The sequence below is a fragment of the Brooklawnia propionicigenes genome, assembly GCF_030297015.1.
Lineage (GTDB): Bacteria > Actinomycetota > Actinomycetes > Propionibacteriales > Propionibacteriaceae > Brooklawnia > Brooklawnia propionicigenes.
In genome coordinates this window covers 1918710-1933119 of sequence record NZ_AP028056.1, presented here as the reverse complement: position 1 = coordinate 1933119, position 14410 = coordinate 1918710, and the positions used below count along the sequence as shown (strand labels likewise).

Annotated in this window: 14 protein-coding genes; 6 read left to right on the top strand and 8 right to left on the bottom strand. The window is 69.7% G+C overall.

Features of this window, described 5'->3' with window-relative positions; all coding sequences use genetic code 11:
• Positions 1-62: 62 nt before the first annotated feature.
• The 5 genes from QUE25_RS08780 to QUE25_RS08760 form a co-directional block, all read right to left on the bottom strand.
• Positions 63-263 (bottom strand): helix-turn-helix domain-containing protein, encoded by a 201-nt coding sequence (locus QUE25_RS08780; protein ID WP_207473685.1) that lies wholly within the window; start codon positions 261-263, stop codon positions 63-65.
• A 124-nt stretch (positions 264-387) separates the two neighbouring features.
• Complete coding sequence (locus QUE25_RS08775) at positions 388-1524, bottom strand: alpha/beta hydrolase family protein (RefSeq protein WP_286264110.1); 1137 nt, start codon at positions 1522-1524, stop codon at positions 388-390.
• Positions 1521-2528 (bottom strand): MAB_1171c family putative transporter, encoded by a 1008-nt coding sequence (locus tag QUE25_RS08770; RefSeq protein ID WP_286264108.1) that lies wholly within the window; start codon positions 2526-2528, stop codon positions 1521-1523. The genes QUE25_RS08775 and QUE25_RS08770 overlap by 4 nt, the downstream gene beginning before the upstream one ends.
• Positions 2525-2989 carry a hypothetical protein gene (locus tag QUE25_RS08765; protein WP_286264106.1) on the bottom strand — a complete coding sequence of 155 codons (465 nt, stop codon included), beginning with the start codon at positions 2987-2989 and terminating at the stop codon, positions 2525-2527. Before QUE25_RS08765 ends, QUE25_RS08770 begins: the two co-directional genes overlap by 4 nt.
• A 60-nt stretch (positions 2990-3049) precedes the next feature.
• Positions 3050-3481: a hypothetical protein gene (locus tag QUE25_RS08760; RefSeq protein ID WP_286264104.1), complete on the bottom strand. Its 432-nt coding sequence runs from the start codon at positions 3479-3481 to the stop codon at positions 3050-3052.
• A 198-nt stretch (positions 3482-3679) separates the two neighbouring features.
• Between QUE25_RS08760 and QUE25_RS08755 the strand changes: the two genes are divergently transcribed.
• Positions 3680-4867, top strand: a complete 1188-nt coding sequence (locus QUE25_RS08755; protein ID WP_286264103.1) for a transposase family protein — start codon at positions 3680-3682, stop codon at positions 4865-4867.
• Here the strand turns inward: QUE25_RS08755 and QUE25_RS08750 are convergent.
• The 3 genes from QUE25_RS08750 to QUE25_RS08740 all read right to left on the bottom strand — a co-directional run bounded on the left by QUE25_RS08750 (position 4860) and on the right by QUE25_RS08740 (position 7647).
• Positions 4860-5789, bottom strand: a complete 930-nt coding sequence (locus tag QUE25_RS08750; RefSeq protein ID WP_286264102.1) for an integrase core domain-containing protein — start codon at positions 5787-5789, stop codon at positions 4860-4862. The two genes, QUE25_RS08755 and QUE25_RS08750, sit on opposite strands and share 8 nt — an antisense overlap.
• A gap of 17 nt (positions 5790-5806) precedes the next feature.
• A complete protein-coding gene (locus tag QUE25_RS08745) occupies positions 5807-6124 on the bottom strand; it encodes a helix-turn-helix domain-containing protein (protein WP_286264100.1) in 318 nt (105 codons plus the stop codon).
• Between the two features lie 188 nt (positions 6125-6312).
• Positions 6313-7647 (bottom strand): IS1380 family transposase, encoded by a 1335-nt coding sequence (locus QUE25_RS08740; RefSeq protein WP_286264099.1) that lies wholly within the window; start codon positions 7645-7647, stop codon positions 6313-6315.
• 333 nt (positions 7648-7980) lie between these two features.
• Here QUE25_RS08740 and QUE25_RS08735 point away from each other — a divergent pair, with 333 nt between their 5' ends.
• From QUE25_RS08735 to QUE25_RS08715, 5 genes are all read left to right on the top strand, one after another.
• The gene (locus QUE25_RS08735; RefSeq protein WP_286264096.1) at positions 7981-9219 is read left to right on the top strand and encodes an IS110 family RNA-guided transposase; all 1239 of its coding nucleotides are present in this window, start codon (positions 7981-7983) and stop codon (positions 9217-9219) included.
• A gap of 97 nt (positions 9220-9316) precedes the next feature.
• Positions 9317-9622 carry a hypothetical protein gene (locus QUE25_RS08730; RefSeq protein ID WP_286264094.1) on the top strand — a complete coding sequence of 102 codons (306 nt, stop codon included), beginning with the start codon at positions 9317-9319 and terminating at the stop codon, positions 9620-9622.
• Positions 9613-11046 carry a complex I subunit 5 family protein gene (locus QUE25_RS08725; protein WP_286264092.1) on the top strand — a complete coding sequence of 478 codons (1434 nt, stop codon included), beginning with the start codon at positions 9613-9615 and terminating at the stop codon, positions 11044-11046. Before QUE25_RS08730 ends, QUE25_RS08725 begins: the two co-directional genes overlap by 10 nt.
• On the top strand, positions 11039-12580 hold the full coding sequence (locus tag QUE25_RS08720) for a complex I subunit 5 family protein (protein WP_286264090.1): 1542 nt from the start codon (positions 11039-11041) through the stop codon (positions 12578-12580). The genes QUE25_RS08725 and QUE25_RS08720 overlap by 8 nt, the downstream gene beginning before the upstream one ends.
• Positions 12577-14403, top strand: coding sequence for a complex I subunit 5 family protein (locus tag QUE25_RS08715; RefSeq protein WP_286264087.1), 1827 nt, complete (start codon positions 12577-12579; stop codon positions 14401-14403). Before QUE25_RS08720 ends, QUE25_RS08715 begins: the two co-directional genes overlap by 4 nt.
• Positions 14404-14410: the final 7 nt, after the last annotated feature.

The window sequence follows — 14410 nt, the reverse complement described above, 5'->3', positions numbered from 1 at the left end:
GTGGATCAGGATATGGGGTGCCACCGACAAAGTGTCAGCGACGGCTCGGGCGAGCGAAGTGCTCACCCTGGTGGGAGGGGTTCGGAGTCGGCGGCAGCGCCACCTCGTCGCACCCAGTCGTCGATCTCGCTGGCCTGGAACTTCCAGAGGCGTCCGACCTTGTGGGCGGGCATGGCCTTCTCGGCGATCCAGGTGTAGACGGTGTCTTTGGTGACCCCGAGGTGGGCGGCGATGTCGTCTGCGGACAGCCACGGCTCAGCCACGTTGGTCCTCCCTCGCTCAATGGCCCAGGCAGGCCAACACTCACGATGATACCGGCGGACGTACGGCTTGAGTTGGGTTTCTCCGGGCGTGGCCGAACGAGGTGGGTGTCGTGAGTCGAAGCGATCAGGGCGAGAGGTGCGCGCTGAGCCAGGCCGTCACCACAGAGCGCCACCGGCCAGGGCCGGTGTTCCAGGCGAGCGTGTGGTCGGCGTCGAAGGTGTCCAGCTCGACGAGCTCGGGGCGTGCGTCTGGGAGTGCTTGTGAGAGCTGGATCGGCGCGGAGTCGTCCTGCGTGCCGTGGAGGATCAGTGTTGGCGTGGTGAGGTCTGCGGCTCTGGCGGTCCAGTCGAAGGCTCGGAGTGGGATGCGCCCCGGTAGGCCGGCGAGGCGAGCGAGCGGCTCGATGGTGAGCCACGGGACAGCGAGATATCCGGCTGCTGCGGGGAGCCCACTGCGGGTGCAGTTCGTCTTGATGACTTCGGTCCAGTCGAGGACTGGCGAGTCGAGTACGAGCGCAGCGATCAAGCCCTCGTGTCGGGGCCGGTCGGCGAGCTGCAGGGCGATCGCGGCTCCCATTGACCAGCCGAACAGCACGATCTGTTGGGCTCCTCGTCGGACTGCGTATCCGATAGCTTCGTCAACGTCTGCGGTCTCGGTGTGGCCGAGGGTGGATCGGCCGGTGCCGATGCGGGGGCCTACTTCGGTGTTGCGGTAGGTGACGACGAGGGAGGTGTAGCCGGCTTCGGTGGCGGCGAGGACGCCGCGGAGGGTGCCGGCGCGGGTGCTTCCGAGTCCGTGGACGTGGATGGCCCAGGTCGAGGGGTCGCCGTCGATGCGCCAGGCCGGGCATTGTCCTGCGGGGGTCGTGATGGCGATGCTGCGGGCGTCGAGTCCGGCCTCGTGCGGGGTCGCGTAGTAGATGCCGCTCCACGAGGCACGATCACCAGCCTTCGGTGCGAGGCCGGGCGCTACGTCCGTGATCTTTCGCGCGATGCGGGTGGGCCCGCGATCGTGGACTTCTGCGGAGAGCTGTGCCCAGCCGCCGTGCTCGAACCAGAGGTTGTAGATGCCGTCTGCTGTGGTCTGGTCGGTACGGTCGAAGACGATCAGGTCGCTGTCGTCGTCGTGCTCGACATCGTGGACGGTGAGGTCGAACCTTCGTGGGCCGACGGGTGCAGTGAGTCGTCGCGCGATGGTCCAGCCGACACCTGCGGCGGTTGCAGCGACGACGCCGACCCCAAGGGTGAGTCGGCGGATCACAGCGCACCGCCATCGTCGTTCTTGGCGCGCGACGCAACCACGGTTTGGTCGCGTCCGAGGAGGTGGCTTTCGGCGAGTTCCAGCAGAGCGCGCTCGGTGCGGTTGGTGTCGAAGGTGATGCGGGGGTCGATCATGGCGTCGCGGATTTCGACGATCTCTCGGTGCAGGCGTCCTTCTGCATCGTCGGCGCTGGTGGCGAGGGGGTCTGCTTGGCTGAGGCCGGGTCGCAGGCTCGTTGCCCGGGTCCAGAGTGGCTCCAGGTCGGCGGCGAGGGCGGCGGTGCGCTTGTCGCGCAGGTGGTGCCGGGCGCGGCGGACGGCGGGCTCGGCGGCGAAGCCGGCGCAGAGGAACAGGAACGTCAGCAGCGAGAGCGGCCCGTAGGTGGGCTGTACGGCGTGCATGAGGTCGAGTTGGCCGGTGACGTGGGCGATGTCCATGACGATCACCGCAACGCATAGGGCAACGCCGAACGCTGATCCCAGTGTCAGGAGGGCCGCCGGGAGGCGTTGGATGCCGGTGCTGTTGCGGTATTGCCGGGCGGCGAGGGTCAGCATGGTGGCGATGACAATGCCACCGTAGACGAAGTTGATGATCGAGTAGGCCGCAGCGGCGGGTTCGTCTCCGAGGTTGCTCATGAACTGGGTGGTGGTCGTGCCACGGTCGATGAACAGGAACGTGACGGTGATCGCGAGCAACGAGACCGCGAGCATGGGGATGCTGACGACGGCGCGGACGAGGCGGGGCCGGTATTCACCGGTCCTCATGACGCCGCGACCGAGGAAGAACAGCCCGGTCATGAGCAGCGCGTCCGCGATGAGGGTCGCGAGGTTGGTGCCGCCGAGCAGCGGGTCGACGGCGGTGTAGATGGCGTCCACGTTCAGGGTCATCGCGATGGCGATGGCGATCGCTGCGTAGGTGACGCTGCGGTCGGCCCGTTTGCGGCGGAAGATGAGCAGGCTCGCCACGAGCGCCCACATGAGCGTCGCGACGAGCGTCTGGATCATCCGAAGACCTCCGAGTAGCGGGTCTCGGCGAACACCGATCCTCGGATGCCTGCGGCGAGGCGGTCGGCGAGGGACTCGGCGGCGATCTCGGTCTCGCAGTCGATGTCTTGCCGTTTGAGGAGGCGTCCGCGGGTGTAGGGCGGGATGTTTGGCAGGAGCACGTCTTCTGCGGCGCAGTCTTGCCCTTCGCAGTGGCCGAGGATCATGTGGGCGAACTCGTGCAGGACGAACTGCTGGCGGTGCAGCGCGGAGTCGCTACGGGCGTGGAGCACGATATCGGCGGTGTCGGTGACGAGCCAGACCGCGCAGATGCCGTCGCTGGTGTCGAGGCCAGCGAGCTCGACGACGCGGAGCCGGCGGTGCCGCCGTTCCTGAACTGCGGTCAGGAGGGTGTCGAGGGTGAAGGTGTTCCCGAGCTGTAGGCCCGCGACGGCCGCCGATACTGTCTGTTCGATATTCACGGTTCGCCCCTCTCTGTGGGGAGCAGGGACCGGTATCGGCACCGTGTCGCGCGACACCTGTCAGTGCTCGGGCATGTGGCTCATTTCCTCGTCCAGGAACTTGGTGATGGCGTGGAGTGCTTTCGGCGAGATGTCGCCGAGGGTGCGGGCGGCGTAGGACTTCACCTTCGCTGCCCGCATGGACCGAACGAGGTCGAGCTGCGCGGCGACCTTCTCGGGGGTGGCGGCACCGTCCTGACCCATCAGGAAGGCGGCATCGACATCGAAGAACGCTGCAAGTCCCTCGAAAACGGCGGGGTCTTGGACATAGCGGTGACCGTTGACCATGTACGTCCAGCGCGACCGGGACAGGTTGGTGCCTCGTTCTTTGAGGTAATCCGCGATCTGCGAGTAGGTCGGTTCGGAGCCGGACTCGGCGACGGCGACATCCATCAGGAGCCGCAGACGCTTGGCGAGGTCTTCAGCCGCAGCCTGGCTCCCGTCTTCGGTCATGATGGCTGACCCCCTTCCCTTCGCGACGGGCAAGGCATCGATGTAGTCCACCCTCACGGGTGGTTGTGCATGCTCAACGCTACTCGTTGAGCATGCACAAATCAAGGCTTCGACGAGACTCACACATAGTCCCCGCGAACGTAGGGGCCGTGCCTCACACACTTTCCCCCGCGTACGTGATGCCGGCGAGGATGGGGTGTGGAGGTTGAGGAGAAGCTGTCGATGGCAGCCCGGTTCGAGATCACAAAGAAGTACGCCCTGGCTTATGCCGCGGCGCCGAGGAAGGGCAAGAGCGTGATCCTGGATCACGTGGTCGAGGTCACCGGCTGGAACCGTGACCACGCCCGCCAGCAGCTGGTCGCCCGAGCGAAGCAAGCACCCGGTCGGGCGGTGGCCACGGTCGCGGTGATCGACCGGCGCAAGACCAAACCGCGGAAGTACTCCTACGACGCGGTCAAAGTCCTCCAACAGGTGTGGGCCACTTCCGGGGGCAGCTGCGGCAAGTATCTGGCCGCCGGTATGGGGGACTGGCTCGACGCGATGGAAGCCGAAGGTGTCCTGATCCGGGGCGAGGAACGCTACAGCCTGGAGGTCCGCGGCGAGCTGGAGTCGATGTCGGCGGCCACGATCGACCGCTACCTGACCCCTGCCCGGGCCACTGACCCTCTCCGAGGGAAGACGGCAACCAAACCGGGCACCATGCTGCGCAACTCGATCCAGATCCGTAAAGCCGGCGACGAAGTCGAAGCCGAACCCGGGTTCTTCGAGGTCGACACGGTGGCCCACTGCGGCCCGACGCTACGGGGCGAGTTCGTTCGCAGTGTCAACTTCACCGACATGCACACCGGCTGGGTCTTCACCCACGCGATCCGCAACAACGCCCACGTCCATATCCGAGCCGCGTTCGACCTGTTCGTCGCCACCGTGCCGTTCGCGGTGACAGGGATCGACTGCGACAACGGATCGGAATTCATCAACCACGACCTGGTCGCCTGGGCCGGGCAACGCGAAGTGTTCTTCACCCGCGCCAGGCCCTACAAGAAGAACGACCAAGCCACCATCGAATCGAAGAACAACCACCTCGTGCGCCGCTACGGCTTCTACCACCGCTACGACACCGCCACCGAACTGGCCCTACTCAACGAACTATGGTCGCTGGTCAACGACCGGCTCAACTTTCTCACCCCGACCAAGAAACCCGTCGGCTGGACCACCGACACCGTCGGCCGCCGCAAACGGGTCTACGACACACCCCGCTCCCCCTACCAGCGGCTGCTGACCGCCCAGGTGCTCAGCCCCGCACAGCAAACCGAACTCGCCGCACGGAAAGCAGCGCTCAAACCCGTCGCGCTACAACGCCGGATCACCGTGTCCCGCGTCAAGTAGTTGGCAGGACTTCTTCTTGTTCAAAGGTGGGGACGGTCGTGCTGGCTCGCCCGAGGTGGACCTCGAGGGGCCGGTTCCAGGCGATCGCCTCGTGAGGGCGCTGGGTGTTGTACTCGATGCGGTAGTCTTCGGCTCGTTCGACCAAGGTCAACGCGTCGGGGATCTCGTCGAGGAACAAGCGTTCGTACTTCAACGTGCCGAACCCGCGTTCGCGTGAGCCGTTCTGCCCTGGGCTCTTGACCCTGGTCCGGACGTGTTGGAGTTCGGGGTGCGAGGTGATGAACAACTCGAAGTCGATCGAGCGGAACGGGCCACCGTTGTCGGTCACGATCGTGACCACGGGCAGCACCTCACCAGTGATCTCATTGATCGGGCAGGCATCGGCCAACGGGTGACCGAACAGGGCCTCGTAGTCAGCCAAGGCGAGCTCGACCGCGGCGATCGCGTCGTGCTTGTTCCCGGTGGGTGAGACATGCCAGGGATGCTCATACTTGTCAGTACCAGTCCCGGCATCCTGCGATCCGCCACGTGCCGCCCGTGGTGGTCTCGAACTCGGAGAAGTCCAGTTGCCACACCTGGTTCGGGCCATCAGGCATCTTCGCGAACGCGGCTCTACGGTCGGCGGCGAGTTCACGGCGCTGCTTCTGGACTGCGACGCCAGCAGCAGGCCCTCGTCACGCAGTAGCCGCAGCACGGTCGCCTGGGACACCTTGTGCCCGTCATGGCGGGTCAGTGCCCAGATCTTGCGATGCCCCCACACCGGCTTGGCCAGCGCATGACCGACCACCAGGTCCCGCGCAGCGCTACGGGCAGGCTGGGGCCACGGCCCCTTCGGGCCCTGACCCTGACGGGCCTTGGCCTGCCACCGACGCCACGTGCGCTCGGGCATGTCGATCAGCTTCACGAACCTCGAAGTCGACATGCCCGCCTCCAAACGGATCACCTCGAGGTCCTCGAAGGGCCCAACCTGCCCTCCGCCGACTTCTTCCACACCCGAATCTCAACCGCGGCCTCACCCAACGCCTGAGTCAACTCCGTGACCTCAGCCTCCAACTGCTGCTCACGAGTTGAGGGCCCGGACTTGCCTGCCGCGAGCCCAGCCTTGCCTGCTTCGAGGAAGTCTGCTTTCCACCGACCGATCGACTGCTCGCTGACCTTCTCCCGCCGAGCAGCCTCAGCGATCGTCATCTCTCCAGCCAGGATGCTCAACACAATCCTGGTCTTCTTCTCCACCGGGATCACTGGTGGTCTTCCCATGTCGGACTCTCCTTCAGGACCTACATAACGGCCCTGCCACTAAGCCCGGATCCACCGTTGATCTTGGCGTTGGGGTGGGGCGTTGGTGGTCGGTAGGTGCTCTGCTGCCGAGGTGGGTTACGGGCAGGTCTGAGTCGCCGGTCTGCCGGCTTCTCCGAGGTCCTGGTCGTCGGGGCGGTGGGTGGTGATCAGCAGCGCATCGGGATTGCGGCGATGCGGGTCAGGGCTTGTTGGACGGGGTCGGCCCAGGGCCAGGAGGCGGGTAGTCGCAGGTGTCGTCTTCGGCCGCTGTGGACGAGTCGGCCCGGCATGGTGAAGATCTTGCGGCGCAGGCTTGCTGCCGTTGCCGTGTCCAGTTCGGGTCCGGCGAGGTGCCCGACGGCTCGGCCGAGGTTGTGGGCCATGACTGCCAGGGCCAGCCAGGCGGCGTTGGCGGTGAACTTGCCCGAGGGCAGGTGCGCCAGGCCGGCGCTCTTGAGCTCGGCGATGGTCTGCTCGACGACGGCGTGGCGGCGGTGGTCGGCCTCGACCTGGTCCAGGGGCAGGTCCCGGTCGGTGATGAAGGCGTGGTAGTCCCAGGTGGTGAACAGCGCGAGCTGGGATCCCGGGGTGGGGGCGACTCGGCGCACGACCAGGCGGACCTGGCGGGCGTGTCGCTTGTCGCCGGCGAAGACGGTGAAGGTGGTCTCGGCGATGTCGGCGCCGGAGACCTCAGGGGTGCTCAGCCAGTACGGGATCGGCGCCCAGGCGGCCTCGTCGATCGCGGCGATCGCGGCGCGGACACGCTTGTCCTGGCGGGCGGTGATCGAGAAGCGGACGTCGAGCTTGGCGGCGGTGGCGATGACGGTCCTGGAGTAGAAGGCGCTGTCGGCTCGCACGGTGAGCTGACCGGTCCCGCCCGCGCCGCGGACCCGGCTGATTGTCTCGGTCAGGAAGGACGCCGCCCCGCGGGCCGCGGCGGCGCTGCCGCCGCGCAGCCGGCTCATCAGCACCTGTCCGGTCTGGGCGCAGGTGGCCAGCTGGGGGTGGTAGCCGCGGACCTTGGTGTAGCCGAACGCGGCGCCCTGCTTCTTGGGGCCGTGGACCTGCACGATGGTGGAGTCGATGTCGATCGTCAGCGGCCCGCTCAAGTCCTGCGGCCCGGCGCCAACCGTCCACAGTCGAGCCAGCAGCTCGCGGCTGATCGCGTCGAGCTGGCGGACGTTGGACCACTTGTGCGCCCGCAGCCACGACCCGACCGTCGACGGTGCCCTGGTCGCGTCGAACAGCGACGCCGCTGCCCCGGTGCGCAGGACCGCGACGTCGTCGATGCTGTCCCCGCCAGCCAGCATCGACCCGATCACCGACAGCGCCTTGGCCCCGCCGTTCGCGCCGTGCTTGGCCAGATGCAGCCGCCGGTCGATCAGCCCGGCCAGGTCGATCCGCTGGGCGAGTACCGCCGCGGGAAGCAGCCCGGCGTTCGGCACGATGTTGTGCTCATCGAAGCTCGTGGAGACCCGGCTGAGGTCGTGAGATGCTCGCACCCGTCAGATGCCCTCTCGGTCTGGTCGATCGTGTCCGTCGCAAGACACATCCTCCCAGGTCAGCAACGCGGCGCCGTCTTCGAGGCGCACCGTGGTGCGCGAAGATTCGGTGCCGTTCGAGCGTTGCGGTGCCGGTGTGGTTGGGTTCAGACTTGCTGTGTTCGTCGTGGTCGACCCCGATGTCCCCTGTGGTGCTCGTGAGCCTGTAGGTCAGCATGGTGGTGGAGGGCTCCACGGGAACCGTGGATTGGTGCCTTGAGCCCGAGCGTCAGACTTTCGATCTTCCTGCCCTCCCCGCGACGGACGGCTGGTTCGAGGGATGGGAGGTTGACGATGGAAGTCGTTCACGCCCGCTGTGCCGGGCTGGATGTGTCGAAGAAGGACGCCAAGGTGTGCGTCCGGGTCGCGGGGGCAGGGCGACGCAAGACGGTAGAGACCGTCACGACCTGGTCCTCGATGACCAGTGGGGTACTCGCGTTGCGGGACCACCTTGCCGCCGAGCGGGTGACGTGTGTGGTGATGGAAGCGACCGGGGACTACTGGAAGCCGTTCTACTACCTGCTAGAGGACCTGCCCGGGGTCGAGGTCATGCTCGTCAACGCCCGGCACGTGAAGAACCTGCCCGGCCGCAAGACCGACGTGAATGACGCGACCTGGTTGGCCCAACTCGGTGCTCATGGTCTGGTGCGGGGGTCTTTCGTGCCACCCGAGCCGATCCGACAGTTGCGGGACCTGACCCGGGCGCGGACCGCGATCACCCGGGAGCGGGGCCGGGAGGTCCAACGGTTGGAGAAACTGCTGGAGGACGCCGGGATCAAGCTGTCCGCGGTCGCCAGCGACATCGTCGGTGTCTCGGGACGCGCGATGCTCGAAGCGTTGATCGCGGGGGACCGTGACCCGGCCGCGTTGGCGGACTTGGCCAAGCGGCGGATGCGGGTCAAGATCCCCGAGCTTACCGAGGCCCTGCAGGGTCGTTTCGGTGCGCATCACGCGTTCCTCGCCCGGGTCCACTTGGATCTGATCGACCAGCACACGCAGGCGATCGATCAACTCACCGCCCGGATCGAGGAAGCCATCGAACCCTTTCGTGCCTTCCGGGAACTGATCTCCACGATCCCCGGCATCAGCACCCTGACCGCGGACGTGATCGTCGCCGAGACCGGCGCGGACATGAGCCGATTCCCCACCGCCAAGCACCTCGCCTCCTGGGCCGGGACCACCCCGGGAAACAACGAGTCCGCCGGCAAGGTGAAGTCGAGCACCACCCGCCCGGGCAATCCTTACCTGCAAGGCGCGCTCGGGGCGGCGGCGATGTCCTGCGCCCAGAACCCCCACACCTACCTGGGCGCGAGATACCGGCGGATCGCTGCCCGCCGCGGACCCATGAAGGCCAACGTCGCGATCCAGCACTCCATGCTCATCGCGATCTGGCACATGGGCACCACTGGCGCGCTCTACGACGACCCCGGCGCTGACTACTTCAACCAGCTCCACCCCGACCGAACCAAGCAACGCGCCATCGCCCAACTCCAAGCCCTCGGCTACACCGTCACCCTCGACCGCGCCTCCTGACAAGAGGTGAATCTTCGCGTCAGAGGGCATCTGATCTTCCACACGCGCCGCCAGACCACCTATCGCAGCGGTGGATCCGGGCCGATAGACTCGTGGCATGGAGTTCCCGGCCCTGCTCCTCGCCCTCTGCGTCATCGCCGTCGCCGGGGGCGCCGCCGCGCTCCTCACCGCCCACCAGGCCCGGCACCGGCTCGGAGGCCTCACGGTCATGGCTGCCGGACCTGTGGTCGGGCTCGTCGCCCTCGGGCCCCACCGGACGGGGGCCGTCGTCGCCGCGGCGCTCAGCGCCCTGACGATCGCCGGCCTCCTGCTGGTCGCCCGGTACCTGGAGGGCGCCGGTCGGCGCCCCGAGCTCGGGCACGCCGACCTCCCGCTGGACGAGGACCCCTCGCGGTGGCCCTGATCCTCGCGCTGGTCGCCGTGCCCGCCCTCGGCGCCGGCGCCTGCGCCCTCCTCCCTGCCCGCCACCGGCCGGTCGCCGCCGTCGGCACCGCGGCGACGACCCTGGTGCTCGCCGTCCTGCTCGCCCGGTCGGTCCTGCTCACGGGTGTCCTGACCGTCCCGCTCGGTCCCCCGCAGGCCACCGTCGTGCTGGTGGCGGACGGACTGGCCGCGGGTCTCGTCCTCGTGTCGGCCACCGTGGCCCTCCTGACGACGCTGTTCGCGGTCACCCAGGGGCCGGGGACCGGGGCGGTCGGCCCCGCCTACTGGCCGCTCGGCCTGGCCCTGCTCACCGGCCTGCACGGCGTGATGCTCGCGGGCGACCTGATCACGGCGTACCTGATGCTGGAGCTGGTCGCGGTGACCGGTGCCGCCCTGGTGGTCCTCGGCGGCGGCCGCCGGCGCCTGGCCGCCGGCGCGCGCTACTTCTACGCCGAGATGGCCGCCGCCCTCGCCTTCCTCTCCGGCGCGGCCCTCGTGTGGCTCGCCACCGGGACCGTGGTGCTCCACGAGATCCCCGGCACCCTCACGGACACGGCCGAGGGCCGGCTCGGTCTCGCCCTCCTCACCGCCGGCCTGCTCCTCAAGGTCCCGGTGTTCCCCCTGCACTTCTGGCTCCCTGCCGCTCACGCGACGGCGGCGAGCGCCGTCAGCCCCTGGCTCTCGGCCCTGGTCGTCAAGAGCGCCTTCGTCGTGCTCGCCCGGGTCTGGCTCACCGGGCCGGTGGAGGTCCCTCCGGCCGCTGCCGCCCAGCTGCTCGGAGCGCTGGGCGCCGCTGCCGTCCTCTGGGGCGGTGTCGCAGCGCTGCGGGCGACCGAGGTCAAGCGGCTCGTCGCGTACTCCACGGTGGCCCAGCTGGGCCTGCTCCTGCTGATCGTGCCGCTGGCGGGCGCCGGCTCCGACCACGCCTGGGTGGGCGGCGTGGTCCACGCGATCGCCCACGCGCTGCCGAAGGCTGCCCTGCTCATGGCCGTCTCCCTGCTCGCGGTGACGATGGGGAGCACCACGGTCGCCGGGCTGGCGGGTGCCGCCGCCCGGCGACCGGTCGCCGTCCTGACCATCGGGATCAGCGCCGTGAGCCTCGTCGGCCTGCCGCCCACCGCCGGCTTCGTCGGCAAGTGGTACCTCCTCCTGGCGAGCATGGAGACCGGGCAGTGGTGGTGGGCGGTGACGGTCGTGGGGGGCGGCCTCCTCACGGCCGCCTACCTCACCCGCCTGCTGCAGCCGTGCCTCCAGGCCTCGTCGGCCCCGGGCGCGCGGGTCGTCCGGCACCCGGCCGACGCCGTCGCCCTGGCCCTGGCCCTGCTCGCCCTGGTCCTCGGGCTGTTCCCCGAGACCCTCGTCCTGCTCGTCCAGGTGGGAGCAGGAGGTGGTGGCGGTGCCTGAGCTCGCGCCCCTCCTCCCGCTGGCACTCGTGCTGACAGCACTCGTCCCGGCGGTGGTGATCTTCCTGCTCCCGGAGCGGAGCGAGGGTCCGCGCCGCGTGGTCAACATGGCCGGCGCGGTCGTCAAGCTCGGCCTCGTGCTCGCGCTGCTCGTAGGGGTGGCATCCGGGCAGGAGTACGAGTGGCGCCGGGCCCTGCTGCCCGGGATCGACCTGGTGCTGCGGGTCGACCGCATCCCCCTGCTCTTCGTGACGCTGTCCTCGCTGCTGTGGCTGACCACGACCGTCTACGCGATCGGGTTCCTCGAGGCCGGGCAGCGCCGGTCCCGGTTCTTCGGCTTCTTCAGCCTGTGCGTGACCGCGACGATCGGCATCGCGCTGGCCGGCAACCTCGTCACCTTCCTGCTGTTCTACGAGCTCCTGACCATCGCGACCTACCCGCTCGTGGCCCACCAGGGCACGCGCAAGGCGCTGCTCGGCGCCCGCGCCTACCTCGTCTACAGCGTGGCGGGCGGCGCCGTGCTGCTCGTCGGGATCGCCCTGCTGCACGTCCTGGCCGGGCCGGTGGAGTTCCTCGACTACGCGCCGCTGACCGGGCTCGCGGCCACGCACCCCGGACTGCTGACGCTCCTCTTCGTGCTGCTGGTGGGCGGGCTCGCCGTCAAGGCGGCCATCGTCCCGCTCCACGGCTGGCTGCCCAAGGCCATGGTCGCGCCGGCGCCCGTGAGTGCCCTCCTGCACGCCGTCGCCGTCGTCAAGGCCGGCGCGTACGGGATCGTGCGGGTGGTGCACGACCTGTACGGGGTCCACCTGGTCCAGCAGCTCGGCCTGCTGACCCCGCTCGCCGTACTGGCCGCCGTGACGATCGTGTACGGGTCCGCCCGGGCCCTCGCCCAGGACGACCTCAAGCGACGCCTGGCGTACTCCACCGTGAGCCAGCTGTCCTACGTGGTCCTCGGCATCACGATCCTCAGCGTCGCCGGGCTGGCCGGGGGCCTGGTCCACCTCGTCCACCAGGGGATCCAGAAGGTCACCCTGTTCTACTGCGCCGGGATCCTCGCCAAGCGGGCGGGCGTCACGAAGATCAGCGAGATGCGCGGCATCGGCCGGCGCATGCCTCTGACGATGACGGCGTTCACCATCGCGGCGCTGGGCATGATCGGCATCCCGCCGACGGCGGGCTTCATCAGCAAGTGGTACCTGGGCACCGGCGCTCTGGACGCCGGGCAGGGCTGGATCGTCCCCGTGCTCCTGCTCAGCAGCGCGCTGAACGCGGCGTACTTCCTGCCGGTGCTCGCCCGCGCGTGGTTCTACGCGCCGGACACGCCCGCACCCGCGCCCGCCGGTCGGTCCGCGCCCGCCGGTCGGTCCGCGCCCGCGCCCGCCGGTCCCCGGTCGGCCGAGCGTGACCCCTGGCTGCTGCTCCCGACCCTCGTCACCGGCGTCAGCGTGCTCCTCGTCGGGGTCCTGGCGGCGTCGCCGCTGAGCCCCCTGACCTGGGCGCTGTCCATCAGCGAGGCGGTGATGGGCCCGTGAGCGTCCTCCTCTGGCTCGGCCCGGTCCTCCTCCCCGTCCTCGCCGCGGTGCTCCTGGCCGCGCGGCCAGGTCCGCGCACGTCCTGGTTGCTCGTCGCCGCCCCGGCGCCGGCCGCCGTCCTCGCCCTGCTCGGGGAGGCCCTCCCGGCGCTCCGCCTGGACTGGTTGCTGCTGGGCGTCCAGCCCGGCGTCGACGACGTCGGGCGGCTCCTGCTGCTGCTGACGGCACTCGTGTGGGCGGCAGCCGGGGCCTACAGCCGCGCGGAGGTCGAGCAGCACCGGGGGTACGCCGTCCTCTGGATGCTCGCCCTCACCGGCAACGTGGGGCTGATCGTCGCGACGGACGTCGTGACCTTCTACTCCGCGTTCGTGGTGATGACGTTCGCCGCCTACGGCCTCGTCGTCCACACCCGGACCGATGCGGCGCGCCGGGCGGGCCGGGTCTACGTCGTGCTCGCCGTGATCGGCGAGACGCTGCTGCTCGGGGCGCTGCTCCTCGCCGTGTCCGAGGCGCCCGGCCTGTGCCTGGACGACGTCGCCGCGACCGTCGCGACGTCGGACCACCGGGATCTCCTGATCGGTCTCCTGCTCGCGGGGTTCGGCATCAAGGCGGGCGTCATCGGCCTGCACGTGTGGCTGCCCCTCGCGCACCCGGCCGCGCCGTTCCCCGCCAGCGCCGCGCTGAGCGGCGCGATGATCAAGGCGGGCCTGGTCGGTTGGGTGCGGCTGCTGCCGGCGGGTGAGGCGGCGCTGGTCTCGTGGTCCGACGTGGTGATCGTCGCCGGTGTGCTCACCGCCTTCGCCGGCGTGGCGCTGGGCCTCACCCAGCGCGACCCCAAGGTGGTGCTGGCGTACTCGAGCGTCAGCCAGATGGGGTTCCTCACCGTCCTGGTGGGCGTGGCGCTCCGGGTGCCGGAGGCGGCGCCCGTCGCACTCGCGGGCGCTGCCGTGTACGCGCTGCACCACGGCCTGGCGAAGGCCGCCCTCTTCCTCGGGGTCGGTCTCGTCCGGCGCACGGCCTCGAGGCGGACGCACCGGGTGCTGCTCGTCGGCATGGTGCTCGCGGCGGCCTCGCTCGCCGGGCTGCCCGCGACCAGCGGGGCCGTGGCGAAGGGGTGGGTCAAGCACGGCCTGGAGCTCGCCGCCGTCGGCGACGCCGTGGGCCTGGCCCTGTCCCTCGCCGCCGCCGGGACGACCGTGCTCATGGTGCGCCTGCTCCTCCTCGTGCCCGGGTGGTCCGCGCACGGGACCGCGGCGCGGCCGGGGCCCGGCACGTCCGGGGTCACGCCGTCCGGCACGGCGACCGGCACTGCGTCCGGCACGGCGACCGGCACGGCGACCGGCACGGTGACCGGCACGGCAGGGACGTCCCTCGTGCCGTGGCTGCTCCTGCTCGCCGCGGTGGTCGCGGCCACCGCGGTGCTGCCGGTCCGTGTCCTCGCGGCGGTGGACGCGCCGACCGGTGTCGTCGTGTGGGACGCGACCTGGCCCGTGCTCCTCGGCCTTGCGCTCGCCGCGCTCGCCCGCGCCGTCGCACGACGCCGGACGCTGCCCGTCCTGCCCGTCCCGGCCGGTGACCTGGTGGTCACCTGTGAGCGCGGGGCCGCCCTGCTGAGACAGGGCGTCGTCAGTGGTGGTACGATCGGAGCGCGTGCCGTCCGGTCGGTCGCCGTCACGACGGCGGGACCCGCCCGGTGGGCGAGGGACCGGCAGGTTCTCCTCGACCGCATGGAGGCGTGGACCACGCGCCGCTCGACCGGAGCGGCCATGGCCGCGCTCGTGACCCTCGCCCTCCTGCTCAGCCTGACCCTTCCCGGGCAGTGACCCCCAG